This window comes from Antarctobacter sp., from assembly GCF_034670325.1.
Lineage (GTDB): Bacteria > Pseudomonadota > Alphaproteobacteria > Rhodobacterales > Rhodobacteraceae > Antarctobacter.
On the sequence record NZ_JAXMNR010000015.1, the window covers coordinates 1 to 25,615 of the forward strand.

General features: G+C 63.0%; 23 protein-coding genes and 1 pseudogene. 15 read left to right on the top strand and 9 right to left on the bottom strand.

Annotated elements, in window-relative coordinates; all coding sequences use genetic code 11:
• Both VOI21_RS23470 and VOI21_RS23475 read left to right on the top strand, forming a co-directional pair.
• The coding region (locus VOI21_RS23470; RefSeq protein ID WP_323772402.1) for an ABC transporter ATP-binding protein at positions 1-906 on the top strand (906 nt) is incomplete at its 5' end.
• 77 nt (positions 907-983) lie between these two features.
• Positions 984-1,655, top strand: coding sequence for a GntR family transcriptional regulator (locus VOI21_RS23475; RefSeq protein ID WP_323772403.1), 672 nt, complete (start codon positions 984-986; stop codon positions 1,653-1,655).
• Positions 1,656-1,688: 33 nt separating this feature from the next.
• Here VOI21_RS23475 and VOI21_RS23480 read toward each other — a convergent pair whose 3' ends face one another.
• Together VOI21_RS23480 and VOI21_RS23485 are read right to left on the bottom strand one after the other, a co-directional pair.
• Positions 1,689-2,555 (bottom strand): sugar phosphate isomerase/epimerase, encoded by an 867-nt coding sequence (locus VOI21_RS23480; RefSeq protein ID WP_323772404.1) that lies wholly within the window; start codon positions 2,553-2,555, stop codon positions 1,689-1,691.
• Positions 2,552-4,249, bottom strand: a complete 1,698-nt coding sequence (locus VOI21_RS23485; protein WP_323772405.1) for an FAD-dependent oxidoreductase — start codon at positions 4,247-4,249, stop codon at positions 2,552-2,554. The genes VOI21_RS23480 and VOI21_RS23485 overlap by 4 nt, the downstream gene beginning before the upstream one ends.
• Before the next feature lie 112 nt (positions 4,250-4,361).
• Here VOI21_RS23485 and VOI21_RS23490 point away from each other — a divergent pair, with 112 nt between their 5' ends.
• From VOI21_RS23490 to VOI21_RS23515, 6 genes are all read left to right on the top strand, one after another.
• Positions 4,362-5,288 carry a LysR family transcriptional regulator gene (locus VOI21_RS23490; protein WP_323772406.1) on the top strand — a complete coding sequence of 309 codons (927 nt, stop codon included), beginning with the start codon at positions 4,362-4,364 and terminating at the stop codon, positions 5,286-5,288.
• 121 nt (positions 5,289-5,409) lie between these two features.
• On the top strand, positions 5,410-6,411 hold the full coding sequence (locus tag VOI21_RS23495; protein ID WP_323772407.1) for a tripartite tricarboxylate transporter substrate binding protein: 1,002 nt from the start codon (positions 5,410-5,412) through the stop codon (positions 6,409-6,411).
• A 110-nt stretch (positions 6,412-6,521) separates the two neighbouring features.
• Positions 6,522-7,088 carry a tripartite tricarboxylate transporter TctB family protein gene (locus VOI21_RS23500; protein ID WP_323772408.1) on the top strand — a complete coding sequence of 189 codons (567 nt, stop codon included), beginning with the start codon at positions 6,522-6,524 and terminating at the stop codon, positions 7,086-7,088.
• Entirely contained in the window at positions 7,085-8,590 is a 1,506-nt protein-coding gene (locus tag VOI21_RS23505) for a tripartite tricarboxylate transporter permease (RefSeq protein WP_323772409.1), read from the top strand. The genes VOI21_RS23500 and VOI21_RS23505 overlap by 4 nt, the downstream gene beginning before the upstream one ends.
• A gap of 4 nt (positions 8,591-8,594) precedes the next feature.
• Positions 8,595-9,449 carry a shikimate dehydrogenase family protein gene (locus tag VOI21_RS23510; protein WP_323772410.1) on the top strand — a complete coding sequence of 285 codons (855 nt, stop codon included), beginning with the start codon at positions 8,595-8,597 and terminating at the stop codon, positions 9,447-9,449.
• A complete protein-coding gene (locus VOI21_RS23515) occupies positions 9,446-11,335 on the top strand; it encodes a bifunctional sugar phosphate isomerase/epimerase/4-hydroxyphenylpyruvate dioxygenase family protein (RefSeq protein WP_323772412.1) in 1,890 nt (629 codons plus the stop codon). The genes VOI21_RS23510 and VOI21_RS23515 overlap by 4 nt, the downstream gene beginning before the upstream one ends.
• Positions 11,336-11,376: 41 nt before the next feature.
• On the opposite strand, the gene VOI21_RS23520 is transcribed toward VOI21_RS23515, so the two are convergent.
• From VOI21_RS23520 to VOI21_RS23535, 4 genes are read right to left on the bottom strand one after another with little or no spacing between them, the layout of a single operon-like run.
• On the bottom strand, positions 11,377-12,363 hold the full coding sequence (locus VOI21_RS23520; protein ID WP_323772413.1) for an MDR family oxidoreductase: 987 nt from the start codon (positions 12,361-12,363) through the stop codon (positions 11,377-11,379).
• A gap of 10 nt (positions 12,364-12,373) precedes the next feature.
• Positions 12,374-13,477, bottom strand: a complete 1,104-nt coding sequence (locus VOI21_RS23525; protein ID WP_323772414.1) for a dimethylsulfoniopropionate demethylase — start codon at positions 13,475-13,477, stop codon at positions 12,374-12,376.
• A 40-nt stretch (positions 13,478-13,517) separates the two neighbouring features.
• Positions 13,518-14,147: a DUF1326 domain-containing protein gene (locus VOI21_RS23530; protein ID WP_323772415.1), complete on the bottom strand. Its 630-nt coding sequence runs from the start codon at positions 14,145-14,147 to the stop codon at positions 13,518-13,520.
• A gap of 45 nt (positions 14,148-14,192) precedes the next feature.
• Positions 14,193-14,945 (bottom strand): DUF2182 domain-containing protein, encoded by a 753-nt coding sequence (locus tag VOI21_RS23535; RefSeq protein WP_323772416.1) that lies wholly within the window; start codon positions 14,943-14,945, stop codon positions 14,193-14,195.
• A 72-nt stretch (positions 14,946-15,017) separates the two neighbouring features.
• On the opposite strand from VOI21_RS23535, the gene VOI21_RS23540 reads away from it, so the two are divergent.
• Positions 15,018-15,761 (top strand): FadR/GntR family transcriptional regulator, encoded by a 744-nt coding sequence (locus tag VOI21_RS23540; RefSeq protein ID WP_323772417.1) that lies wholly within the window; start codon positions 15,018-15,020, stop codon positions 15,759-15,761.
• A gap of 194 nt (positions 15,762-15,955) precedes the next feature.
• Here VOI21_RS23540 and VOI21_RS23545 read toward each other — a convergent pair whose 3' ends face one another.
• The 3 genes and pseudogenes from VOI21_RS23545 to VOI21_RS24250 form a co-directional block, all read right to left on the bottom strand.
• Positions 15,956-17,014, bottom strand: coding sequence for a sn-glycerol-3-phosphate ABC transporter ATP-binding protein UgpC (locus tag VOI21_RS23545; RefSeq protein WP_323772418.1), 1,059 nt, complete (start codon positions 17,012-17,014; stop codon positions 15,956-15,958).
• Positions 17,015-17,039: 25 nt separating this feature from the next.
• Complete coding sequence (locus tag VOI21_RS23550) at positions 17,040-17,678, bottom strand: IclR family transcriptional regulator (RefSeq protein WP_416359001.1); 639 nt, start codon at positions 17,676-17,678, stop codon at positions 17,040-17,042.
• Positions 17,652-17,780, bottom strand: a pseudogene (locus VOI21_RS24250) (helix-turn-helix domain-containing protein); the annotation flags it as partial. The pseudogene VOI21_RS24250 and the gene VOI21_RS23550, both read right to left, overlap by 27 nt.
• Before the next feature lie 67 nt (positions 17,781-17,847).
• Between VOI21_RS24250 and VOI21_RS23555 the strand changes: the two are divergent.
• The 6 genes from VOI21_RS23555 to VOI21_RS23580 all read left to right on the top strand — a co-directional run bounded on the left by VOI21_RS23555 (position 17,848) and on the right by VOI21_RS23580 (position 25,615).
• Positions 17,848-19,107, top strand: a complete 1,260-nt coding sequence (locus VOI21_RS23555; RefSeq protein WP_323772419.1) for an ABC transporter substrate-binding protein — start codon at positions 17,848-17,850, stop codon at positions 19,105-19,107.
• 171 nt (positions 19,108-19,278) lie between these two features.
• Positions 19,279-20,208, top strand: a complete 930-nt coding sequence (locus VOI21_RS23560) for a sugar ABC transporter permease (RefSeq protein WP_323772420.1) — start codon at positions 19,279-19,281, stop codon at positions 20,206-20,208.
• Position 20,209: 1 nt separating this feature from the next.
• On the top strand, positions 20,210-21,058 hold the full coding sequence (locus VOI21_RS23565; protein WP_323772421.1) for a carbohydrate ABC transporter permease: 849 nt from the start codon (positions 20,210-20,212) through the stop codon (positions 21,056-21,058).
• On the top strand, positions 21,055-23,139 hold the full coding sequence (locus VOI21_RS23570) for an alpha-galactosidase (RefSeq protein ID WP_323772422.1): 2,085 nt from the start codon (positions 21,055-21,057) through the stop codon (positions 23,137-23,139). The genes VOI21_RS23565 and VOI21_RS23570 overlap by 4 nt, the downstream gene beginning before the upstream one ends.
• Positions 23,136-24,845, top strand: a complete 1,710-nt coding sequence (locus VOI21_RS23575) for an IlvD/Edd family dehydratase (RefSeq protein ID WP_323772423.1) — start codon at positions 23,136-23,138, stop codon at positions 24,843-24,845. The genes VOI21_RS23570 and VOI21_RS23575 overlap by 4 nt, the downstream gene beginning before the upstream one ends.
• Positions 24,845-25,615, top strand: coding sequence for an SDR family oxidoreductase (locus tag VOI21_RS23580; RefSeq protein ID WP_323772424.1), 771 nt, complete (start codon positions 24,845-24,847; stop codon positions 25,613-25,615). The genes VOI21_RS23575 and VOI21_RS23580 overlap by 1 nt, the downstream gene beginning before the upstream one ends.

Genomic DNA, 25,615 nt, shown 5'->3' on the forward strand with positions numbered 1-25,615 from the left:
GTGCTCTTCCGATCTGTGGATTCCGTGTCCTTTGACGTCATGCGCGGTGAGACGTTCGGCATCGTCGGCGAAAGCGGCAGCGGTAAGACCACGCTGGGGCGCTGTATCCTGCGGGTGCATGACCCCAGTTCCGGCAGCATGAAGTTCAGCCCCAAAGACGGCGATACGGTTGAACTGGCCGACGCGACCTCTGACAGCTTGCGGCAGGTCTGGCGCAAGCTGCGGATGATCTTTCAGGATCCGCAGGCCTCGCTCAACCCGCGTTTGCGGGTGATCGACGTGGTCGGTCAGGCCTTGCAGAAGTCCGAAGGGCTCAAGGGCAGGGCGCTGGCGGACAGGGTCGGTGATCTGCTGGAGAATGTCGGCCTGCGCCGTGAGTTCCTGCACCGCTATCCCAACGCCTTTTCCGGCGGCCAGCGGCAGCGGCTGGGGATTGCGCGGGCGCTCTCGACGCATCCCGAACTGGTGGTCGCGGATGAGGCGGTGTCGGCGCTGGACGTGTCCATTCAGGCGCAGACGCTGAACCTGTTGCAGGACCTCCAGACAGAATTTGCGCTGACCTTTGTGTTCATCGCGCATGATCTGGCGGTGGTCGAACACATCTGCGACCGGGTGGCGGTGATGTATCGCGGTCAGTTCGTCGAGGTGGCCGATACGGCGACGCTGTTCAGCGCGCCGCAGCACCCCTATACCCGCGCTTTGATGCAGGCGGTCCCCGTGGCCGACCCGCGCAAGCGCCGCCGTGGCGCGGGGGCCGGGGAACCTGTCGATGTGGGTGCGGTCGGCAAGGGCTGTCGCTTTGCGCCCCGCTGCCCCCATGCCACCGACCTGTGCCACGCGACGCGACCGCCGGTCAAAAAGGTCAGCGGTGCGGATGTTCTGTGCCACTATGCGGGGGACATCTGACATGGCGACGCACGGTCTGGTTTTGAAAAGGGGGCATCGCTATAGTGGCTGCTGATCCGAAAATACGGACAAGGCGAATGGCAAAAGACGACGGTTCCGAGGATACCTCGCTGTATGAAGCGATCCTTGATGACATTTACGAGGGACGTCTTGCCGGTGGTCAACGTCTGAAGGTTTCTGAACTTGCCGACCGTTTCGGGGTCAGCACCAGCCCGGTGCGCGAAGTGCTGCGCCGGATGCAGGGCGAAGGCTTTGTCCAGATCCATCCCAACCGCGGTGCCACGATCCGCCCCACGGATGCGGGGTTTTTGCAGAATGCGTTTGAGGTGCTCCAGATGCTAGAGCCCTATTTCGTCACGTGGTTTGCGGATTATGGCTCGACCGAGATGATTGACGAACTGGAGGCGATCCAGAACAAGATCTGCGAGACGCCGCACAGCGAACAGCGCGCGTTCCGGCGACTGGATTTCCAGTTTCACGAAGTGTTCAGCCGCAATCACTATAACCAGACGGCTGCCGAGATCTGGCACAACCTGCGCACGTCCCTGAACGTGCAGGCCGCGCGGCTGCGGATTTCGCCCGCCCGGTTCGAGGCCATATTGGAAGAGCATGACGAACTGGTCGCCGCCTGCCGTGCGCATGATGCCGCGCGGGCGCATCTGGTGATCTGCAAACATGTGGACGGGTCATTTGTGCAGATGTCGCAACAGATCCGGGCCTTGGGGCTATCCAAGCCGAAATCGTTCTAGGCGCGGGCGCAGCGGACTGACCGACGGACACCGCTAGTGGCCTTCGGCAGTTGGATCAGCGATGTGATGCGCTCCGTCGGTTTTGCGCAGCAAATCTTGGGTGGCGCGCATGATCTCGGCGATGGAATCAGCCGGGTCGGCGGGCGCGGGTCTTGGCACCTCCAGCCCCAAGGGCAGGTCTGCCGGCAGGGCGCGCAGGAAATCCACAAGGTCGATGTCGCCTTGGCCGGGGGGCAGGCGATCCTCGCGCGCGGTGTGCAGCAGAGAGTCGGTCGTGTAGGGCGGGGCGACGCGCGCGTCACACAGATGCGCAAAGCGCAGGCGCTGCGCGGGCAGGGCGGTCAGCGTCCCACGGCGGCTGGTCGAGCGGTTGAAATGCAGGCTGTCCACAAGGATGCCAGCGGTCGGTCCGGCCTGTTCGACCACGCGCAGCGCGGCCTCTAGGCTGGGCACAACGGTCCAGGGAAAGAATTCAAGAGAGACGCCAAGGTCACGGGCGGCGGCCAGATCGGCCAGCGCGCCCAGACGGTCGGCAAGGCGGGTCAGATCGGGATCGTACGGCGCACAGATGACCTCACGCGCGCCAAGGGCGGCGCCGGTGTCCAGAAAGGCGCACAGGTGCGCGGGGTCGGTGTCCGGCTCCAGCTTGACAAATTCGATCTCGTGAACGCGCAGGCCGGTGGCGCTGAGCGCGTCCTGCGTGGCGCGCAGCTGGGCGGGGTCTTGCATCAGCGGATAGCCGGGGCTGGTGGGGGTGACGCGCAAGAGCCGCAGGCCGACCGCGTCGAACCCGGCCTTGGCGGCGGCATGGATCAGCGCCGGTGGCGGCAGGTCGATGGCGGTCAGATGGGCCAGTGACAGGGGGCGTTTTTCGGGGGCCCGGTTCATGGGTTGGGTCATGGCTGCACCTGCGCCGCGTGGCGGCCCGCGACATAGCCGAAGGTCAGCGCCGGGCCAAGGTTGATGCCGCCCGCCGGATACTGTCCGCCCATGACGCTGGCCATGTCGGTGCCAGCGGCATAAAGCCCCGGGATCGGCGCGCCCTGCGTATCCAGCACGCGGGCGCAGCCGTCCGTGTGCAGGCCCGCAAAGGTGCCAAAGCTGCCGGGCACCAGTTTGACCGCGTAATAGGGTGCGCGGTCGATCGGGGCGAGGCAGGGGTTGGGGCTGATGTCCGGGTCGCCTTGCAGCCGCATGTAGGCGGTTGTGCCGCGATGAAACTCCGGGTCCACGCCCTGACGGGCGTGATCGTTGAATCGGATTAGCGTTGCAGTCAGCGCGTCAGGGTCGATGCCGCAGGCGCGGGCCAGGGCGGCGGGGGTCTTGCCGGTGCGCAGATAGCCCGATCTGATCCAGCCGCCAAAGGGCAGGGGGGCCGGACGCACGATGCCCAGCCCGTAACGGCGCAAAAAGCGGTGATCGCAGACCAGCCACGAGACAGGCTCTGGCTGGTCGGCGGTGGCGGTCAGCATCTCGCGGACGTAGTCGTGATAGCCCAGCCCCTCGTTGCAGAACCGGCGGCCATTGGACAGCACGCCGATCACGCCGGGTTTGCCCCTGTCGATGATGTGCGGGAACACTCCCGTTTTGCCATCTGCCCAGACCACCTTGGAGACGGGGCACCACGCCCCCGCCGCCGCCAGATCCAGCGCCTGTTGGCCGCCTGCGGATTCGCCCAGCCGCAGCCCGTCGCCGGTGGCAGTGTCCACGGCCAGCGTCAGATGGCTGTCCGCGCGCGGAAAGGTGGCGGCGCGGCGGGCGATGTCCTGCGGATAGCCGCCGCAGGTCAGCACGACGCCGCGCGCCGCGTGGATAGTGACCGCGCCCTGCGGGCCGGTCAGCACCGCGCCGGTGACAATACCGTCGCTGGACAGCAGCCGCGAGGCCGCGTGCGCGGGCCGGATCTCGACCCCCAGATCGCGCGCCGAGCGTATCAGCCGCGCCACCAGCGCGTTGCCGTTGCGCAGCTGCATCCCCCGGCCATGGCGCGCCAGATCCCACAGGTGCCGACCCAGCCGCCGGGCCACATGCAGCGCCGACCGCAGGGACCGGGTCGCCGTCAAAAAGGCGCGCAGGTCCGGGCCCGCCTGAATGGTCATACCCCAGAACGTCGTCTCGCGCGGCGGTGCGCGCAGCAGGCCGATATCCGGCCCCAGCGCGCGGGCGTCATAGGGCAGGGCGATGACCGACCGGCCACCCTGACCCGCGCCGGGCAGATGGCCGTAAGTGTCGGGTATCCGCGCGCCGCAGTCAAAGCGCAGCGCGGTTTCACGCTCCATAAACGCCACCATCTCTGGCGCGGCGGCCAGAAAGGCATCGACCAGCTCGGCGTTAAAGGTATTGCCCAGCACCTGAGCCAGATAGCGGCGCGGCGCGGCGGCGGACTCGTTGATGCCGTGACGGCGCGCCACATCAGAGCAGGGCGCCCAGATCCAGCCGCCCGACCACGCGGTTGTGCCGCCCAGCACCCCCGCCTTTTCCGCAAGGATGACCCGCAAACCGCCCTGCGCCGCCGTGACCGCCGCCGCCAGCCCCGCCGCGCCAGAGCCGACAACCAGCAGATCGCAGGTCTCTGCCTCTCCCGCGTCTTTCATAGCGCGCCCCTTATGGTCATGATCCTTGACAGGGTTTGCCGAAACGCGCCTAACGTCAAATGCTTGTTCTTGCGTGAGCGTAACTTCAGGTTAACCCAAAGGAGAGCGCGCAATGGCGGAAATGACCCTGAGACAGATCGAGGTGATCCGCGCGGTGATGATGACCGGCACGATCAGCGGCGCGGCAACGATGCTGAACGTCTCGGCCCCCGGCATCAGCCGCCTTGTGAAACACACCGAGGAGTCGCTGGGCATCCGGCTGTTCGAACGCAAGGCCGGGCTGTTTGTGCCGTCGATCGAGGCCAGCAAGGTCTTTGATCAGGTGCGCGAGGTCTACAAGGGCGTCGAGAACCTGCAACGCGCGGTCGGCGCGCTGCAACAGGGAGAGGACGTGCGGCTGGCCTTTGCCTCTGCGCCCTCGGTGGCGCAGTTCATCGCGGCGCGGGTGATGCAGCGGGTACGGGCGCGGTACGGCGATCTGTTCATCGACCTCAATATCCTCAAGATCGAGGAAACCGTGGACTACCTGCTGCTGGAGCGCGGCGAATTTGTGATCATGAGTTCGCGCATCGAAAACGCCGCCGTCGTGAACGAGCAGATCGCCGAGGGGCGGTTGGTGGTGATCCTGCCCGAAGGGCACCGGCTGGCGGCACAGAAAACGGTGTCGGTGCATGATCTGGCCACCGAGGCGCAGGTCGGCATCGACCCGACCGACCCTTATGGCAAACTCTTGGCGCAGCCGTTCATCGAGGCGGGCCTGCCGCTGAACCACGCCATGCGCGGTCGCTTTGCCCAGACGGTCGTCAGTCTGGTGCGGCACGGTCTGGGCGTGTCGGTGATCGACGAGTTTTCGGTGGCCGAGGTCTATATGCCCGGCGTTGTCCGCCGTCCGCTGACCGAGGACGTGCGGATTGCCACCTATGTCGTGCGCAAGAAGGGCCGGGTGCTGTCGGGCTTTGCCGAGTTCACCATCCAGCAATTCCGCCGCGAATTGGCAAAGGCGGTCGAAGACGGGCCGTGGATGCGCAGCCGGACGTAACATCAGGTTAACAAGAGCGCAGAATAGGTATTTGACGTTAGCCCCATCCGTTGCGATTGTCCCCATGTCGTCCGTCGGACTGCACCGGCGGTGGGAAGAGATGACGTTTAGGGAGGATACCATGAAACGCATGTTTTACGGCGCCGTTGCGGCGCTGGCGCTTTCGGCTGGCTATGCCGCTGCCGAGTACCCGGAAAAAGAAATTCAGGGCATCATCCAGTGGGGGGCCGGTGGCTCGACCGATACGGTGATGCGCTCTGTCACGCCGCATGCCGAGGATCTGCTGGGCGGCACCATCGTCATGCAGAACATGACCGGCGCGGTCGGCGCGATTGCGCTGAACTACGTCGCCGACGCCAAGGCGGACGGCTACACCGTGCTGATGGGCGCGGAAAACCCGATGCTGTACAAGATCATGGGCCTTGGCGACAAGGATTATGGCGAGTTCATCCCGGTCACCATTCTGGCCCGCGGCACGCCGATCCTGGTGGCCAACAATGACGCGCCGTTCAACACTTACGCCGAGATGATGGCCCATATCGCGGCGAACCCGGGTGAGGTCCGCTTTGGCTCGACCGGGCCGGGTGGCCTGCCGTCGGTGATAAACGCGATGATCAGCGCCGTCGAGGGCGGTCTGGACGTGATCGAGGTGCCCTACGACGGTGACGGCCCGGCACTGACCGGCCTGCAAGGCGGGGCGATCGACGTGATGCCCGCGGTTCTGGGCGCTGCCATCGAAGGCATCCGCGCCGGCAAGATGAAGGCGCTGGCCATCATGGACACCGCACCCAGCGACCGGCTGCCCGATGTGCCTGCGGTGACCGAGGCCGACGACGGCTATAACACCTATCTGCCCTGGGGTCCGTTCTTTGGCGTCTTCGTCAAGAAAGGCACACCTGAGGACGCGGTGGCCAAGCTGTCCACCGCCTATGCCGAGGCCGCACAGAACGCCGATTTCGTCGAGCTGATGGAGGGCCGCGGGTTCACCCTGATGGCCATCTCCGGTGCCGAGGCAGAGGCATTCCTGTCCAAGTGGCAGCAGGGCACCGCCTGGCTGCTGCAGGACGCAGGTCTGGCCAAGAACTCTCCCGAGGACTTCGGTATCGCCCGTCCGGGCGAATAACACGGACAGGCGAGCCCTGCGGGGCCTGCCGACCCTTTGGGGCGCCGCTCGTCCACTGCGACTTGCGGCGCCCTTTTCGATCATGAAGCTGCAAGAGGGAGGAGGCGCCCATGCAACGCATCGATCCGGAACACCACGACGGCACATCTGACGCAACACCCGGAGGCGAGCCAGACAAGCGGCGGCCCGGAGAACTGGGTTTTGCGGTGGTCTTGCTGGCGGCGAGCCTGTTCCTGCTGTGGGAAGCTTATGGCATCGCGGGCTTTGACAAGCTGTCGTCCGCCGGGGCCATCCCGATGGCGGCCACGCTGGCGATGGTCGTCAGTGCCTTGCTGGTGGCGCTGCGCACCGGCAAACTGCCACTCGACCGGGCCGAGACGCTGATGCAGGACATCCTGCCGGTGCGGGTGATCCTGTTTGTCGCGCTGCTGGTGGGCTATGGCCTGCTGCTGAGGCCGCTGGGCTTTCTGCCGACCTCGGCGCTGTTCCTGATCGTCGCGATCAAGCTGTTGGCGCATCGCGGCTGGGTCTGGACGGTGACGGTGGCGCTGCTCAGCCTGCTGGTGATCTGGCTGATCTTCCGCATCGTGTTTTCCGTTCTGATGCCCGCGGGCATCGTGCCAGAGGCCGAAGTTGTCCAGTATTTCCGCACTTGGGTCTCTGGAGGGGCGAAATGACCGCACTGATGGATTTCCTGCTGGTGTTCAGCCAGCCGCAGCTTTTGCTGCTTGTGGGGTTGGGCACCTTTGCCGGTGTCTACGTGGGCGCGATCCCCGGCCTGTCGGTCACGATGGCGGTGTCGATCCTGATCTCTTTCACCTTTTCATGGGACGTCTACCCGGCGATCTCGCTGATGATCGGCATCTATATGGGCGGCGTCTATGGCGGCTCGCGCACGGCAATCCTGCTGAACATTCCCGGCGCGCCCTCGGCCATCGCCACGGCGCTGGACGGCTATCCGATGGCGCAGCGCGGCGAGGCGGGGACGGCGATTGGCGTGACCACGGTCATGAGTTTCATCGGCGGCTTTATCGGCATCGGCGTGCTGGCGCTTGCCGCGCCCTTCGTGTCGGACTTTGCGCTGAAGTTCCAGCCGCGTGACTACATGCTGCTGGCGATCCTTGGCATCCTGCTGGTCGGCTCGCTCAGCCAGGGGTCTCTGGTCAAGGGCATCTTTGCCGGGGCGCTTGGCCTTGCCATCGGCGCGGTGGGGCGCGACCCGCTGACCTTTGCGGAACGGTTCACCTTTGATCTGCGGCTGATGGAGGGGGGCATTTCCTTTATCGCGGTGATGATCGGCATGTTCGGCGTCTCCGAGGCGCTGCTGCAACTGCACCACGTCGACAAGACCGCCGTGCGGCAAAAGATCAGCCGCATCGTGCCCTCGCTGTCGACGGTGAAAAAGCACCTGCCGCTGTCGTTGCAGACCTCGTCCATCGGGGTGGTGATCGGCGCGCTGCCGGGAACGGGGGGCGATATCGCCGCGCTGATGGCCTATGATCACGCCAAGCGGGTGACCAAGCACCCCGAGCGCCCCTTCGGGACCGGCGCGATGGAGGGGCTGGTGGCTCCCGAGACCGCCAACAATGCCGCCGTGGGCGGCGCGTTTATCCCGATGATGACGCTGGGCATTCCCGGCGACGCGGTGACGGCGATCATGATCGGCGCACTGTTCATCCACGGGCTGAACCCCGGCCCGATGCTGATGATCGACCAGCCCGACATGTTCTGGTTCATCGTCGGCTGCCTTGTGACAGCCAACTGCTTTATGCTGCTGTTCGGTCTGACCGGCATCCGCGTCTTTACCAAGATCGTCGAGATGCCGCGCAGCGTGATGATCCCGCTGATCATGCTGCTCAGCATCGTCGGCGCCTTTGCGGTGAACAACTCGATCACCGATGTCTACTGGATGCTGGGGTTCGGGGTCTTTGGCTACTTCATGCGGCACTATGGTTATCCACTGGGGCCGGTTATTCTGGGGGTGATCCTGTCGCGGCTGCTGGATGACAACTGGCGACGGGCCATCATCTCGGAACGGGAGGATCTGGGCCGCTTCTTTGAGGGTATCGTGACAAGCCCGCTGTCGCTGGTGCTGTTCATCGCGGTGATCCTGATCTTCGTTTCGCAGACGCCGGTCTGGCGCTGGGGCAAGGCACGCATCTTTGGCAAGGAGGTCTGAGACCATGACGGACACGCCCGACCTGAAACTGGGACTGATCGGTGACAATATCGGGCGGTCCCGCTCACCCCTGCTGCACCGGCTGGTGGGACGGCAGAACGACATGGTCGTGCAATACGACCGGCTGATTCCGAAAGACATGGGAGAGGATTTCGACACCGTCTTTGGCCACTGCGTCGGTCGCGGCTATCGCGGCATCAACGTCACCTATCCCTACAAGGAACGCGCCGCGTCAAAGGTCACTGTCGATGATCCGCTGGTGCGGGCCATCGGCGCGGTCAATACCGTGCTGTTCGAGGCGGACGGCCCCAAGGGGCAGAACACCGATTACACCGGTTTCATGGCCGCCTATCGCGGGGTGCGCGGGGACGCGGCCCCCGGTGTCTGCTGCCTGATCGGCACCGGCGGCGTGGGCCGCGCTCTGGCCTTTGCGCTGGTGGCGCTGAAGGCGCAGGAAATCCGGCTGGTGGATCGCGACGCCGCCAAGGCAGAGGCGCTGGCCGCAGAGCTGGGCGCGCTGGGGCAGGGGGTGCGCGTGGTTGCGATGAGCAACGCAGTTGAGGCCGCCCAAGGGGCCGAGGGTCTGCTGAACGGCACGCCGGTGGGCATGGTGGGCTATGGCGGCACGCCGCTGCCCGCCGCCGCGATGGCGGGCGCGGGCTGGGCCTTTGACGCGGTTTATACGCCAGTCGACACCCAGTTCCTGACCGATGCGGCGGCGGCCGGGGCCACGATCCTTTCCGGCTATGAGCTGTTCTTTTACCAAGGCGTGCATGCTTGGGCGCATTTCGCCGGTCTGCCGCTGGATGAGCCCGCTCTGCGCGCCGCCCTGCTGGCCGAGGCGGAGGAGGCGGCATGAAAACCTCGATTGCCACGGTGTCGATCTCTGGCACCCTGCGGGAAAAGCTGGCGGCGATTGCCAAGGCCGGGTTCGACGGGATCGAGATCTTTGAACAGGATTTCATCGCCGATGAGGGAAGCCCGCGTCAGATTGGCGAGATGATCCGCGATCAGGGGCTGGAAATCACGCTGTTCCAGCCGTTCCGCGATTTCGAAGGGCTGACCGGCGATCTGCGACGCCGCGCCTTTGACCGCGCGCGGCACAAGTTCGACACCATGGCAGAGCTGGGCACCCACCGTATCCTGATCTGTTCCTCGACCCATCCGCAGGCGTTGGGGGGCATCGACCGCGCGGCAGAGGATTTTGCCGAACTGGGCGCGATTGCCGCCGGTTACGGCATCCACGTCGGCTATGAGGCGCTGGCATGGGGGCGGCACGTCAACGACCACCGCGACGCGTGGGAGATCGTGCGCCGCGCCGACCATCCCAATATCGGGGTGATCCTCGACAGTTTTCACACGCTGGCGCGGCGGATCGATCCCAACACCATCCGCCGTATCCCGTCGGACAAGATCACCTTTGTCCAGCTGGCCGATGCGCCGCAGATCGACATGGATCTGCTGTACTGGTCGCGCCATTTTCGCAACATGCCCGGTGAGGGCGACCTGCCGGTGACCGACTTCATGCGCGCGGTGGCGGCGACGGGCTATGACGGCTGGATCAGCCTTGAGATCTTCAACGACCAGTTCCGCAGCGGTCGGCCGCTGGAACTGGCGCGCGATGGCTATCGGTCTTTGGTGGCGACGATGGATGACGTGCGCCGGGCGGAACCGGACATTCGCGTCGACCTGCCGGACATGCCCGCGCGGGTCACGGTCGAGGGGGTCGAATTCATCGAGTTCGCCACCCGCGGGGCCGAGGCAGAGGCGCTGCAGGCCTTGCTGCGGTCAATGGGGTTCACCCATATCGGCAACCACATCGCCAAAAAGGTATCGCTCTGGCAGCAGGGAGAGATCCGGGTTGTCCTGAACAAGGAGACGACCGGCTTTGCCAATTCGGTCTACACCACCACGGGCACCAGCCTGTGTGACGTCGGACTGCGGGTGGCAAGTGCGGCGCAAACGACGGAGCGCGCCAAGGCACTGGGAGCGACGCTGTTTCACCAGCCGGTCGGCCCCGGAGAGCTGGATATTCCCGCCATCCGCAGCGTCGGCGGCAGCGTGATGCATTTCCTCGATGAAGGCAGCGGGCTGTCGGATGTCTGGTCGGTGGAGTTCCGCCCCGAAGGCGCGGGCAGTGGGCAGGGCGCGGGGCTGACCCGTATCGACCATCTGGCCGAGACCATGAGCTATGACGAGATGCTCAGCTGGTCGCTGTTCTACACCACGATATTCGACATGCAGCGGTCGGTGATGACCGATGTGATCGACCCGGACGGGCTGGTGCGCAGTCAGGCGATCCATACGCCCGACGGGGCCGCGCGGATCACCCTGAACGGGGCCGAAACCCACCGCACGCTGGCGGGCGGCTTTCTGGCGGGCAGTTTCGGTGGTGCTGTGCAGCATGTGGCCTTTGCCAGCGACGACATTCTGGCGACGGCGCGGGACATGGCGGCGCTGGGGTTTCAGCCGCTGCCGATGCCGACCAACTATTACAAGGATCTCAAGGCGCGGTTTGCGCTGGACGACGCGCGGCTGGCGGAATTGCAGGCGCATGACATCCTTTATGACGAGGACGCGCAGGGCGGGTTTTTGCAGTTCTATTCCCGGCCCTTCGAAAACGGCTTCTTTTTCGAGGTGGTGCAGCGGGTAGCGGACTACGGCGGCTACGGCGCGCCGAACGCGCCGTTCCGGATTGCCGCGCAAAAGCGGATGATGCGGCCCAAGGGGATTCCGGCAAACTGACCGTGTCAGGTGGCGGGGAGTAACCCGCCACCTGGTTTTGGTCAGGCGTTGACGTCGACCACGACGCGGCCTTTGACCTGACCCTTCAGGATGTCACGGCCCAGTTGCGGCAGGTCCGACAGGGTGGCGGGCTGCACCATGCTTTCCAGCTTGTCCATGGGCAGATCCTGCGCGATGCGCTGCCACGCGCGGACGCGGTTGTCATAGGGCTGCATGACGCTGTCGATACCCAACAGGTTGACGCCGCGCAGGATAAACGGCGTGATCAGCGCGCCTTCGATCACCGCACCCCCGGCCAGACCGATGGCGGCGACCGATGCGCCGTAGTGCATCTGTTTCAGCACCCGGCCCAGCATCGCGCCCGCCACCGCATCGACGCAACCGCCCCAGACCTCTGCCTCCAGCGGCTTGCGGGTGACTTCGGTCAGCTCGTCGCGGGGAACGATCTGCGTCGCGCCAAGACCGCGCAGATAGTCCTCTTGCTCAGGGCGTCCGGTGACGGCGGCGACGGCGTGCCCTAGTTTAGCCAGCAGCGCAGTGGCGACCGATCCGACACCGCCCGCCGCCCCCGTGACCAGCACCGGCCCGTCCTTGATGCCCTGATCCTCCAGCGCCATCACCGCCAGCATGGCGGTCAGACCGGCGGTACCCACGGCCATCGCCTGCCGGGTGGTCAGCCCCTCGGGCAGCGGCACCAGCATGTCCGCCTTGACGCGGGCCTTTTGCGCGTAGCCACCCCAGCGGTTTTCCCCGACGCGCCAACCCGTCAGAACCACCTTGTCGCCGGGTTTGTAGCGGTCATCGTCGGACGTCTCGACCGTCCCGGCAAAGTCGATGCCGGGCACGTGCGGGTAATTGCGCACAAGACCACCGCCCGGCCCGATGCACAGCCCGTCCTTATAGTTCACGGTGGAATAATCGACCGCGACGGTCACATCGCCCTCGGGCAGCATGTCCTCGCCGATCTCCTGCACCGCGGCAGAGGTTTTCCCGTCTTCATCTTTTTCAACAAGCAGAGCCTTGAACATCATGTCTTTCCTATAGCCAGAATTTTTCGTGAACGGTGGCGGGGCGCGCACCATCCGGGGCCTCGACCGTCAGGTCGGTGCCGTCGTCCCAATGGGTCATGCGCACCATGCCGATGGCAACGTTGGTGTTGAAATCCGGCGACCACGCCGCCGAAGAGATCCTCCCCACCGTCTTGTCCCCCGCCTTGAGCGGCCAGTAGCGGTCACAGCCCGGCACCCTGTCCCCACCGATAGAGATGGCGCGGATCTGTTTCACCGGGCCTTCCTTGGCGACCCGCAACAGTGCATCCCGCCCGATGCAGCCAATCGCCGTCTGGGTGTTGCAGAACCGGCCCAGACCACATTCATGCGGCGTGTTGTCGTCGGTCATATCGTTGCCGTAGGACAGCAGGCCGGACTCGATCCGCTCGATCAGGTTGGGACAGCCCGCATGGACGTCCAGATCGCGGCCCGCCTCCATCAGGGCGTGCCACAGCGGCATGCCGATGTCGCCGCCCTCGACATAGATTTCAAAGCCACCCTGTTTGGAATAGCCAGAGCGCGCGACCACCATGTCGCGGCCCTGAAAATCCAGATGCATGAAGCGGAAGAACCGAATGTCACGCACCACGTCGCCAAAGACGCGCGCCATCAGGTCGTCCGCCTTTGGCCCCTGAACGGCCAGCGGCGACACGTCCGGCTCATCGACCAGCACATCAAGGCGATAGCCAAAGGCCAGCCCCTTGATCCAGTAGAGCAGATCGCTGTCGGCAATGGAAATCCACCAGCGGTCCTCGGCCAGTTTCACCGCAACCGGGTCGTTCAGCATCCCGCCGGTCTCATCGACGATGGGGATGTAGTAACACTGGCCCGGCAGCATCGGCCGCAGGTCGCGCGGGGTCAGCAGTTGCACCAGCCGCCCGGCATCGGGGCCGCGCAGTTCGACCTGCCGTTCGCAGGCCACATCCCAAACCTGCACCGCTTCCTTGAGATGGCGGTAGTCCTCTTCGACCGACCGGAACATCGTCGGCAGCAACATGTGGTTGTAGACGGTATAGGCCTTGACGCCCGCCGCCTCGACTCCGTCAGAGAAGGGGGTGCGCCGCAAGCGCCGGGAAGGGGAAAGAAGGGCCATCTGCCATTACTCCAAGGCGGTGATGTGGTTTTTCGGGGGGTCAGCGCGGTCCGCGCCAGTCGATCTTGCAGATCTCGGCCGAGCGGCCGTCAAAGTCCCAGACCCGGCCATAGGCGCGCACGCGGCCCTTGGTGGCGGTGGCGACAGTGATATCCGATCCCATCCAGTAGTCGGTGTTGCTGACCACGGTTTCCTTGCCGCTGGCATTGGTCACCGGCACGATTTCGCCCTGAATGATCTTGCCAACCATCAGGCGGCGGGCGTTGCCCTCTGTCTCAAAGCTGACCGGTGCGCGTTCGGCACCAAGGAATTCGCTGACCAGCATGCCGAACAGGCCGGTGGTGCCGCGCGCAGCCCCGCTGAAGATCGCGACAAGCGCCTCATAGGCCGCGTCGCTGGCGCGGTCGTCGATATAGGCGGCGGCCTTCCAGTTGCCGCGCCCCATGTTGCCGGGGATGTCCATGATCAACCCGACGTTCAGGCCAGACAAATCGGTGTCGCCATAGGCACCTTCGTCAATGCGGATGCCGACCCATGCCTGACAATAGCCCTCGGTCGGGGGGTGTTTGCCAAGGCTGACCACGCAGGGGCAGAACACGGTGCAATTGCAGTTCAGGATCAGCTCTCCCTTGAGCGTCCAGTCGGGAATGGTGGTGGCGTCGAGGGCCATTGGCGGTCTCCTTGGTCTTTGAGAAACGGGGGAGTAATCGGGGGGTCAGAAAAACGGCACCGCCAGCCCGGCGGCGATCAGCGCCCCGCCCAGCGGTTTGGTCAGATAGCGCCCGAGGTCGGGCAATTTTTCCAGCGTCATCAGCAGCATCGCCACGCCCATGAAGGCAAGGTTCATGGTGCCCCCGACAAAGCCCAGCAGCATCAAGGCCCAGCAACAGCCGATGCAATCCAGACCCAGCCGCAGCCCGTTGCGAAACGGCCCTTCGTCCCAATGCTGCATGAAAAACGTCAGCGGCGCGCGGCAGCGCGACAGGCAGCTCTCTTTCAGGGCGCTGAACTGGTATGCGCCTGCGCCGATCAGCAGCGCCATGGTCAGCGGCACCGACAGGCTTTGCCCCAGCGCACCGACCAGCCCCAACCGGTACAACGTGACCTGCGCCAAGGCCGCCAGTGCCGAAAATCCCAGCCACGCGGCCAGATAGCCGCCCAAGAGCTTGCCAAAGCCGGTCTGCGCCACATTGGACAGGTCGTCATAGGTGGCCAGCGCGGGCAGGGCGGTGGGGGCCATCATCGCCGCCCCCATCAGCGCCCACATGGCGAAGGCCGCGACAAAGCCCGAGGCCCCGAACGCGCCGCCACACAGAACCTCGATGAGGGAGGCGCCATAGGTCGCCTCCAACGAGCGCAGATCACCGGGCACTGCCATCCAGAACAGCAGGCCCCAGGCCACCAGAAGACCCGCAAAAAAGGCCAGCCAGTGCGCGCCGCGAAGCGATCTGATACGCAGTGCAAGCAAGGTGCCTCTCCTCTTCCTGAACACCGAACCGGGGCTTGCGGTTAAACTGCCTGACATTTAAATGTAAGACAAATGAAAAGAAGCAAAGAAAAGCAGCTGCCTGACCTGCCCGCCCAGATCGCCAAGGCGATCCGGGACGCGATTCTGGCCGGGGATCTGATTGCCGATGACCGCCTGCCGTCCGAATCGGATCTGGCCGAGACCTTTCAGGTATCCCGGCCCACCGTGCGAGAGGCGCTGAAACGGCTGGCGGCGCAATCGCTGATCCGCACCGAACGCGGGGCCTTTGGCGGGGCGTTTGTGCGGCGGCTGTCCTACCCCGAGGCGCAGGTGTCGCACGCCAGCACCTCGACCCTGCTGCTGACCATCAACGAGGTCGATTTCGATGTCGCCTGTGAGGCGCGCTATGCGCTGGAGAAATCCTGCACCGCTTTGGCGGCGACCCGCCGCAGCGCCGACGATCTGGCGACCATGCGGGCAGAAATCCACCGCCAGACCCAGCCCGCGCTCAGCGATGAGGCGTTCTGCGCCTCGGACGTGGCGTTGCACCGGGCGCTGGTGGATGCGGCGGCGAACCCGATCCTGTCGTATCAACTGGCCGGGGCGGTCGAGGCGATGCAACCGCTGATGAACATGATCACCTTTGGCACCCGCTCGCGGGCGCAGATCGTCGACCTGCACACGCAACTGGCCGACGCGATCGAGGCCCGTGATGCGGCGGCGGCGGACCGGGTGCTGATCGCACTGGAACGCTATACGCTGGAACTTGGCAAAGGGGTCATCGCCTCGCGGACCAAGACGCGCGCGCGGCGATAACGGGGCGACACGCGCCCCGTCCTAGAAATTAACATAATCAAGATTATGCGAGTCTGAGACGGCAAGGCGAACGGATCATCGTCGGATGCACCCCGAACCCGCTCGCCAGCACGGCCGCCGTCTCTTCACCCTTCAGCGCTTCCAGCCGGCCGTCGCCTTGACCTCAAGCGCGTGCTGCTTGCGTTTCGACAGCGTTATCGAATTCGCGCTTCTGATTTTCGGTCGAACAGCATCGTGCGTTCAACTGGAAACTTGATGCCGACACGCATGCCTTCTTGTGAACGCTCATCACCGTGCTCTTCCACAATGATCTTTTCGCCGCTGGCTGAGACCAGATACGCGTATGAGGTGCCGCCCAAAGCCTCTGTCAGATCGATATCGTGGGTATCGCCAGCCGGATCGACCTCGATGTGCTCGGGACGAAGGCCCAAGGTGACTTCGGTGCCTTCCGGCGGCAGGGCAACCGGCACGTCAAAGCTGTTTTGAAGGCTTGGAACATGCACCCGACCGCCCTTGACCACACCCTCAAGGAAATTCATTGCGGGTGATCCGATGAAGCCAGCCACAAATTTGTTGTCCGGGTCGCGGTAGAGTTCCAGCGGCGCGCCGACCTGTTCGATAAACCCTTTGCGCAGCACCACAATCTTGTCCGCCAATGTCATGGCCTCGACCTGATCATGGGTCACATAGATCATCGTCGCGCCGATTTCCTTGTGCAGGCGGGCAATCTCGACCCGCATTTCAACGCGCAACTCGGCGTCAAGGTTGGACAGCGGTTCGTCGAACAGGAAAACTTCGGGCCCGCGGACAATCGCGCGGCCAATGGAAACCCGCTGACGCTGGCCACCAGACAGAGCGGCAGGTTTGCGTTTGAGATATTCCTCGAGTTTCAGAATTCGGGTGGCTTCGGCGACCTTTGCCTCGATCTCAGCCTTGGGGTGGCCGTTCATCTTGAGGCCGAACCCCATGTTTTCCTTGACCGTCATGTGCGGGTACAGGGCATAGGTCTGGAAAACCATGGCGACACCGCGTTCGGCCGGGTCCATTTTGGTGACGTCCCGCGCCCCGATGGACATAGAGCCTTCGGTGGTTTCCTCGAGACCCGCCACCATCCGCAAGAGCGTGGATTTTCCACACCCCGAAGGGCCGACAAATACGCAGAATTCGCCGTCTTCGATTTCCAGATCCACGCCATGGATCACCTGAACATCGCCATAGCGTTTGATGACGTTTTGAAGCTTTACACCGGACATGCGTGATTTCCCTTGGTTTGATTGTTCATGACGGAAACTGCCAGGATGTGGCCTCGGCCCCGATTTTCGCGGCGGTTTTCAAGAGTGGCTCGCGGAACATGTCGAGTTGTTCCAGCGTGTAATGGGTGGTGGACGTCGCGATGGACGCCGCACCAAGCACACGGCCATTGTCCGACAGAATCGGTGCGGCAATGGAAATGGTGCCCTGTTCGTGTTCCTCGCGATCGTAGGCAATGCCTTCGTCCCGGATCGTTTGCAGTTCGCCGACCAGCGTTTCGGCTGAGCCGTGTGTTGACGGCGTGTATTTCAAATAGGCTTGCTGCAGCAGGGCAAGTTCCAGCCGCTTGGGCGCCATGAAGGCCAGCATCGCCTTGCCGACACCCGTGCAATAGGCCGGAACGATCTTTCCGGCTCTGGCGAGGGTGTCCGGACGCGCATCGGCTTTGATCTTGTCGATGAACAAAACCTGTCCGTTGTCGATCTGCGCAAGGTGAACGGTCTCTCCCACCTCAGCCGAAAGCGATTCGATAAAGGGTCTGGCGATCGGCGCCAGAGAGGCGTTCTTCCATGCGGTGTGGGCCAGACGAATCAGGCGCACCCCCAGACTGTATGTCTGGTCATCCGGGTTGAATGTCAGCATCTGCTCATCCGCCAGCGTCTTCATCAACCGGTAGAGCGTGCCCTTTGGAAATTCAGATAGTTCAAGGACTTCCGGGAATCTAACGGGCCGCTCAAAGGATGCGACCAGTTCCATCACGACCAACGCCTTCTTGACGGTTCCGCTACTTGGGGCTGCTGCATTTCACTATTTGGAACGTGTCAGGGAGGACACCATGAACCTGAAATTCAATAAACCGCTGGCGACCCTTGCGGCCTTTGCGCTCTTGGCCGGGGGCGCGTCTGCGCAATCGCTGACGGGCGAGCTGAACATCTTTCTGGACACGTCAAACCCGGCGCCGCGCACGACGATGGAAGCGACGATTGCTGATTTCCAGGAACTACATCCGGACCTGACGATCGAAACGACGATCATCGACCGTGACGCCTACAAGACCCAGATCCGCAACTTTCTGACGGCCAATTCGCCCGATGTTGCCACCTGGTACGCGGCAAACCGGATGAAGCCTTATGTCAAGGCCGGCCTTTTCGAGGACGTCAGCGATCTTTGGGCCGAACCCGAGATTGCGGAAAATCTGGCCAGCACCAAAGGCGCGCTGACCATCGACGGCAAGCAGTGGGACGTGCCCTACACCTACTACCAGTGGGGCATTTATTACCGCAAAGATATCTTTGAGGAACTGGGCCTGACCGAACCTTCGACCTGGGAAGAGGAAAAGGCCAACTGCGCCAAGATCGTGGATTCCGGCCGGGCCTGCTATGCCATCGGCACCAAGTTCCTGTGGACCGCCGGCGGCTGGTTCGACTATCTCAACATGCGCACCAACGGCTTTGATTTCCACATGCAGCTTGCTGCGGGTGAGGTCAGTTGGGAAGACGACCGCGTGCGTCAGACATTCGCCAACTGGCGCGAACTGATCGACATGGGCGCCTTCCTGGAAAACCACCAGTCCTACAGCTGGCAAGAAGCCCTGCCGTTTATGGTCCGCGGGGATGCCGCATCCTACCTGATTGGCAACTTTGCCGTGGCACCGCTGCGCGAGGCCGGGCTGACCGACGATCAGCTGGACTTTTACCAGTTCCCGATCATTAACCCCGATGTCGCCCTGGCCGAAGATGCGCCGACCGACACGTTCCACATTCCGTCAGGTGCAAAGAACAAGGAAAACGCCCGCGCCTTCCTGCGCTACATGGTGTCGACCGATGTCCAGACCAGAATCAACGCCGGTGACGCGCTGGGGCAGTTGCCTGTCAACGCAAAGTCCGCCGTCGATGATGACAAGTTCCTGAACAAGGGCTTTGCCATGCTGTCGTCCAACGCTCCTGGTGGTGTTGCGCAATTCTTCGACCGCGACTTCCCGGCTGAAATGGCCAAGGTCGGTATGGAAGGCCTGCAGGAGTTCATGGTGCGTCCCGACAATCTGGATGCGATCCTGAAGCGCTTGGAAAAATCGCGTGAGCGTATCTACAAATAAGCGTTCCGGGGCGGGCCCGTTGCCCGCCCCTACCCCACGTTCGCCGACACCCCGTGAGGCGCACACCGGCACAATTGTGCAGCGGATTGGTCCGGCCTGCCAAAGCCCGAGCGCCTCACGCCCACCCCACGCCCTTGACCACTGTCCGTGCAAAATGAATCGAGGTTCAAGATGACCACGCCCGCGCTTGCGCAAACCGAATACGAACCGCCTCAGCGGTCATGGTACAAACGGAACGAGATCGCGATTACGCCGTGGCTGTTCCTGCTACCGGCCATTCTGTTCTTCATGGTCTACGTCATCTTTCCGATCATCCAGAGCTTTGGCGTGTCGACCGTGACCTGGGACGGACTGGGCGAAAAGGAATTTGTCGGTCTCGGGAACTATCGCGAGCTTTGGGATGATCCGGCGTTCTGGACCTCACTGCGCAACAACCTGATCTGGCTGGTGCTTTACCTGCTGGCGATTCCCGCAGGCCTGTTCATCGCGCTGTTCCTGAATCAGACCGTGACCGGCATCCGGATCTACAAATCGCTGTTCTTCTTTCCCTTCGTGATCAGTCAGGTTGTCGTCGGGTTGGTGTTCAGTTGGTTTTATGACCCGACTTTTGGCCTGCTCAATGCCATCCTCGGGAGTGTTGGCCTGGGGCCGATCAACGTTCTGGGTGATCCGACCTATGTGACCTACGGCATCATTGTCGCCGGTCTTTGGCCACAGACCGCCTATTGCATGATCCTTTATCTGACCGGCCTGAACGCGGTTGATCCCGAACAGGTCGAGGCCGCGCGCCTTGACGGCGCCAAAGGCTGGAAGATGCTGTGGTATGTGATCGTGCCGCAGCTGAAGCCCGCAACCTTCATCGCCTTCGTGGTGACCATCGTCGGCGCGTTGCGGTCCTTTGACCTCATCTCGATCATGACCAATGGCGGGCCATTCGGCGAAAGCCGGGTGCTCAGCTTCTACATGTTCGAAGTTGCGCTTTCCGAATACGGGTTCCGCATGGGGTATGGTGCTGCCATCGCCGTCGTGCTGTTCCTGATCATGCTCTGCTTCATCGCCTACTTCCTGTGGTCGATGTACAACGAAGAGAAGGGACGCTGAGATGTTTCCGAAACCAATCCAAAAATCATCTCGCAATGCGCAGATCAGCTATCAGGCCATGCTGCCGGTGGCGTTGATCTTCTGGCTGTTGCCGCTGATCGCCGTTGCGCTGTTCTCTGTCAAACCGGCTGCGGATTTCACCACCGGTGACTATTGGAACCTGCCTTCGGCCTTTGGCGGGTTCGAGAACTACAGCAAGGTTTTCTTTGAATCCGACATGCCGCGTTACCTGTTGAACTCGATCCTGATCACGGTGCCGACAGCGATCGGGGCGGTGGCACTGTCGTGCATGGCCGGGTTTGCTCTTGGCATCTACCGGTTCAAATCGAACCTCTGGCTGTTCTTCATGTTCGTTGCCGGCAACTTCGTACCGTTCCAGATCCTGATGGTGCCGGTACGCGATCTGACTTTGGACCTGGGCCTCTACAACACCAAGACCGGTCTGGTGCTGTTCCACATCGCCTTTCAGACCGGGTTCTGCACGCTGTTCATGCGCAATTTCATCAAGGGGCTGCCGTTCCCGCTGATCGAGGCCGCGCGCGTCGAGGGTGTCGCGGAATGGAAGATCTTTGTCTATGTCGTCCTGCCGCTGATGAAGCCGGCAATCGCGGCGCTGTCGGTCCTGATCTTCACCTTCATCTGGAACGATTACTTCTGGGCCGTGGTGCTGACGCAGGGGGCTGAATCTCAGCCTGTGACCGCCGGGATCACGTCGTTCAATGCACAGTACCGCGCGGCCTATCACCTGATGAGCGCTGGAGCGATTGTTGCGGCACTGCCGCCGGTGGCGATGTTCTTTATGATGCAAAAGCATTTCATCGCCGGTCTGACACTCGGAGCCGTGAAATGATCCAATGCTGGCGACTGGATGACGGCCGTCAGACTTTGGTCCTTGGATCCAACAGGGGCCACCTCGCCGAGGTGGTCTACTGGGGTCCGAGGCTGCCGGACGACGAGGACCTCACCACACTTTATCAGGCCCATGCCATCGATGTGACCGGCGGGATGCTGGATGCGAACCCGGAATTGTCGCTGTGCCCCGAGGCAACCCGCACCTTTTCGGGCCAGCCGGGTCTGATCCTGCGGGCCAAGGATGGCACGCCGTTGCTGCCGAAGTTCTGCTTTGCAAGAGCGGACGTCGGCAAGGACACACTGGTGCTCGTCTATACCGACACAGCCAATGGCCTGACCTATACCGCGTCCTTCGGGATCAACGCACGGACACATGTGATCAGTTCCCGCGCAACGCTTGAAACCGCTGAACCGGTCCATCTTCATTGGCTCAGCGCGCCCGTATTCCCCGGTCCGCAGAAATCTGACGAGATGATTGATGTGTCCGGGCGGTGGTGCGGCGAGTTTCAACTCAACCGGACCCCGTGGGCGCCGGGCATGCGGTATCGCGAAAACCGCACCGGGCGCACGGGGCATGAGCATTTCCCCGGATTGATCGTGCCCTGCCGCGGGGCAACCAATGCCCAAGGTCACGCCTACGCCTTTCATTACGGATGGTCAGGCGGGCACCGGATGGTGGCCGAAGAACTGCCCGACGGACGCCGTCAGATCCAGTTTGGACACTCTGCCCGGATAGAAGTGGACCCCCAGACACGGTTCCAGACGGCGCCGCTGTATGCCATGTTTTCGGATGACGGGATCAACGGATGTGCCGTGGCGTTTCAACGCCACCTGCGCGACGAGATCGTGCAATGGCCGCAACCGGACCGGCCGCGCCCGGTGCACTACAATTGCTGGGAAGCGGTTTATTTCGACCACAACCTGCCCGCCCTCAAGGACATTGCCGACCGCGCCGCCGCCCTGGGGGCGGAACGTTTCGTGCTGGATGACGGCTGGTTCGGCAACCGCGACGACGACACTCAGGCGCTGTCCGACTGGCAGGTCGACCCGCGCAAGTATCCCGACGGGCTGACGCCGCTGATCGACCATATCCACCAGTTGGGCATGACCTTTGGCATCTGGTTCGAGCCCGAGATGATCAATCCCAATTCCGACGTCTTCCGCGCCAACCCGCATTGGGCGCTGGGGGGCGAGGATCAGATTCTGGGCCGTCAGCAGATGGCGTTGAACATGGCGTTGCCCGAAGTTCGGGATTTCCTGTTCGACCGGATGAGCAAGGTTCTGAGCGACAATGCCATCGAATATATCAAATGGGATCACAACCGGGTGCTGCCGACGCCGGATGCGGCGCAGACGCGCGGGTCATATGCGCTGATCGATCGGTTGCGCGCGGCCTTTCCAAAGGTCGAAATCGAAAGCTGTGCTTCGGGTGGGGCGCGGATCGACTTTGGCATCCTGTCGCGCACCCATCGCGTCTGGCTAAGTGACAGCAACGACGCGCTGGAACGGCTGCGGATGCAGCATAACGCGGCGATTTTCCTGCCGATGGCCGTCACCGGCAGCCATGTCGGCCCGCGCAAATGCCATACTTCGGGACGGACGCTGGATATCCGTTTCCGCGCATGGGTCGCCGCGCAACGGCATATGGGGTTCGAAATGGACCCGCGCGAATTGACAGAGGAAGAAACCAGCGTGCTGAAGCACGTCACAGGCTGGTGGAAAGCCAATCGCAGCTGGATGTACCGCGCCGATATCCTGCGGCTCGACAGCCCGGACCCTGCGGTCATCGCCGAACAGCAACTCGCCGAAGGCGGCGGCAATTTCGTGGTCTTTGCGGGCAAGGCCGCGACGTCCAGCCAGATCGCACCGCGCCCGCTGACACTGACCCGACTGACGCCGGATGCCAAATATCGGGTCGAGTTGATCAACCGCGGCGATGCCGGGCCATTGTCGCGCGGTGATCAAGCGCTGAAATCCGATCCTCTGGTGCTCAGCGGTGCCTATCTGATGAATCACGGCCTGACGTTGCCCTGGTCCTTTCCAGAGTCGATGTGGGTCATCGAAGGAACGCTGATATGACCGGGGAACGACGCAATCGCAGCTGGTATGGCATGCTCGACAAGGACGGGTTTATCCGCCGGTCGTGGATGAAGAACCAAGGCTTTCCGGATCACGCCTTTGACGGGCGGCCGGTCATCGGCATCTGCAACACATGGTCAGAGCTGACGCCCTGCAATTCCGGCCTGCGCGAGCTGGCCGAAGGCGTCAAACGCGGCGTCTGGGAAGCAGGCGGTTTCCCGGTGGAATTCCCGGTGATGAGCCTTGGCGAAACCCAGATGAAACCCACCGCGATGCTGTTTCGCAACCTGCTGGCAATGGATGTCGAGGAATCGATCCGCGCCTATGGCATGGATGGCGTTGTCCTGCTGGGCGGTTGTGACAAGACCACGCCGGGGCAGTTGATGGGCGCGGCTTCTGTCGATCTGCCGACCATCGTCGTCAGTTCCGGCCCGATGCTGAACGGCAAATGGAAAGGCCGCGATCTGGGATCTGGCACCGACGTGCGCAAGTTCGCCATGGACGTCAAGGCAGGCGACATGACACTCAAGGATTTCATGGCCACGGAATCCGGCATGAGCCGGTCAAAAGGCGTCTGCATGACCATGGGCACCGCGTCGACAATGTCTTCGTTGACCGAAGCGATGGGTTTGGCGCTGCCGATGAACGGATCTCTTCCGGCGGTCGATGCGCGGCGCATGGCGCTGGCGCATCTGACCGGCAAACGCATTGTCGAGATGGTCGAAGAAGACCTGAAACTGTCCGATGTTCTGACCAAGGCCAGCTTTGAAAACGCCATTCTGGCCAATGCCGCGCTGGGTGGGTCGACCAACGCGGTGGTGCATCTGCTGGCGCTGGCGGGTCGGGTCGGGATCGACCTGACGCTTGAGGATTTCGAGATCGGCGGAAATATCCCGCTGTTGGTCAACTGCATGCCGTCGGGCAAATATCTGATGGAGGATTTTTGCTACGCGGGCGGCGTCCCGGTGGTGTTGCAGGAACTGGCCCACAAGGTGCGCCCGGCCAATACCGTCATGGCCAAGGATATATCGGCCTATTTCGACGAGGCGGAATGTTACAACCGCGACGTCATCTATGCCTTTGATGCGCCGCTGAAACCGGCTGCTGGCCTGCGGGTTCTGCGCGGGAACCTTGCGCCGAACGGGGCCATCGTCAAACCCTCGGCGGCGTCGGATCACCTGTTGGAACACGAGGCCGAGGCCTATGTCTTTGAGTCCATCGAAGAGTTGAAGGCCAATATCGACCGCGATGACTTGCCGGTGGACGAAAACACCATTCTGGTCCTGAAACACTGCGGGCCAAAGGGCTATCCCGGAATGCCAGAGGTCGGAGACATGCCAGTTCCAGCCAAGCTAGTGAAAAAGGGCGTGCGCGATATTGTTCGCGTGTCCGATGCCCGGATGTCGGGAACCGCCTTTGGCACCGTGATCTTGCACGTGGCCCCCGAGGCGACGGCGGGCGGGCCTTTGGCGCTGGTAAAAACCGGCGACCGTATCCGCATTTCCGCCAGCACCGGCGTTCTGGAACTGCTGGTTTCCGACGCCGAACTGGCCGAACGCCGTGCCAAATGGGTAGCGCCCGAACCGCACTACACCCGCGGGTATGCCAAGATGTATGTCGATCATGTCCTGCAGGCCGATCAGGGTGCGGACCTTGATTTTCTGGTCGGCAAAGACACCCGCCCGGTCACAAGAGAGAGCCACTGATGACCCCGACCGCAACATTCCACGACCTCGCCGGTCAAAGCGTTTTTGTAACCGGAGGCGGCGCGGGCATCGGCGCTTTCCTCACCGATGGACTGATGGCGCAGGGGGCCAGGGTGGCCTTTGTCCAGCGCTCGGACGCCACCGAATTTACCGATCGGATGGAGGAAAAACACGGGGTACGTCCGCTCTACATGCAATGCGACATCACCGATATTTCGCTTTTGAAACAGAGCATTGCCAAGGCCGCTGAGGCGCATGGCCCGGTGACGGTGCTGGTCAACAATGCCGCCAATGACAAACGCCACACCACCGAAGAGATTGACGAGGATTTCTGGGACTGGAGTCAGGCGATCAACCTCAAGGCCTATTTCTTTGCCTGTCAGGCGGTGATTGCCGGGATGCGCGCGGCGGGCGGCGGGTCGATCATCAACTTTACCTCGATCAGCTACATGATGGGCAACGCCGGCTATCCGGCCTACACAACCGCCAATTCCGGCATCAACGGCATGACCCGCAGCCTTGCCCGGGAATTCGGACCCGACAGGATCCGGGTCAATGCATTGGCGCCGGGCTGGGTGCTGACCGACAAACAAAAGGATCTATGGGTTACTCCGGATGTTCTGGCGGCGCATCTGGACCGACAATGCCTGAAGGATACGCTGGGGCCGCAGGATATGGTGGATGCAGTGCTGTTCCTTGCCTCCAACACCAGCCGGATGATGACGGGGCAGGCATTGGTGGTCGATGGCGGCGTGGTCACAACGGGATGA

Bases quoted from the DNA above. Each gene is read 5' to 3' on its own strand.
- VOI21_RS23580 (WP_323772424.1), top strand. From the start codon at position 24,845: ATGACCCCGACCGCAACATTCCACGACCTCGCCGGTCAAAGCGTTTTT.
- VOI21_RS23565 (WP_323772421.1), top strand. From the start codon at position 20,210: ATGTTTCCGAAACCAATCCAAAAATCATCTCGCAATGCGCAGATCAGC.
- VOI21_RS23570 (WP_323772422.1), top strand. From the start codon at position 21,055: ATGATCCAATGCTGGCGACTGGATGACGGCCGTCAGACTTTGGTCCTT.
- VOI21_RS23495 (WP_323772407.1), top strand. From the start codon at position 5,410: ATGAAACGCATGTTTTACGGCGCCGTTGCGGCGCTGGCGCTTTCGGCT.
- VOI21_RS23505 (WP_323772409.1), top strand. From the start codon at position 7,085: ATGACCGCACTGATGGATTTCCTGCTGGTGTTCAGCCAGCCGCAGCTT.
- VOI21_RS23550 (WP_416359001.1), bottom strand. From the start codon at position 17,678: ATGAAGACGCTGGCGGATGAGCAGATGCTGACATTCAACCCGGATGAC.
- VOI21_RS23510 (WP_323772410.1), top strand. From the start codon at position 8,595: ATGACGGACACGCCCGACCTGAAACTGGGACTGATCGGTGACAATATC.
- VOI21_RS23530 (WP_323772415.1), bottom strand. From the start codon at position 14,147: ATGGCCCTCGACGCCACCACCATTCCCGACTGGACGCTCAAGGGAGAG.
- VOI21_RS23480 (WP_323772404.1), bottom strand. From the start codon at position 2,555: ATGACCCAACCCATGAACCGGGCCCCCGAAAAACGCCCCCTGTCACTG.
- VOI21_RS23555 (WP_323772419.1), top strand. From the start codon at position 17,848: ATGAACCTGAAATTCAATAAACCGCTGGCGACCCTTGCGGCCTTTGCG.
- VOI21_RS23520 (WP_323772413.1), bottom strand. From the start codon at position 12,363: ATGTTCAAGGCTCTGCTTGTTGAAAAAGATGAAGACGGGAAAACCTCT.
- VOI21_RS23485 (WP_323772405.1), bottom strand. From the start codon at position 4,249: ATGAAAGACGCGGGAGAGGCAGAGACCTGCGATCTGCTGGTTGTCGGC.
- VOI21_RS23575 (WP_323772423.1), top strand. From the start codon at position 23,136: ATGACCGGGGAACGACGCAATCGCAGCTGGTATGGCATGCTCGACAAG.
- VOI21_RS23560 (WP_323772420.1), top strand. From the start codon at position 19,279: ATGACCACGCCCGCGCTTGCGCAAACCGAATACGAACCGCCTCAGCGG.
- VOI21_RS23515 (WP_323772412.1), top strand. From the start codon at position 9,446: ATGAAAACCTCGATTGCCACGGTGTCGATCTCTGGCACCCTGCGGGAA.
- VOI21_RS23525 (WP_323772414.1), bottom strand. From the start codon at position 13,477: ATGGCCCTTCTTTCCCCTTCCCGGCGCTTGCGGCGCACCCCCTTCTCT.
- VOI21_RS23500 (WP_323772408.1), top strand. From the start codon at position 6,522: ATGCAACGCATCGATCCGGAACACCACGACGGCACATCTGACGCAACA.
- VOI21_RS23490 (WP_323772406.1), top strand. From the start codon at position 4,362: ATGGCGGAAATGACCCTGAGACAGATCGAGGTGATCCGCGCGGTGATG.
- VOI21_RS23545 (WP_323772418.1), bottom strand. From the start codon at position 17,014: ATGTCCGGTGTAAAGCTTCAAAACGTCATCAAACGCTATGGCGATGTT.
- VOI21_RS23475 (WP_323772403.1), top strand. From the start codon at position 984: ATGGCAAAAGACGACGGTTCCGAGGATACCTCGCTGTATGAAGCGATC.
- VOI21_RS23540 (WP_323772417.1), top strand. From the start codon at position 15,018: ATGAAAAGAAGCAAAGAAAAGCAGCTGCCTGACCTGCCCGCCCAGATC.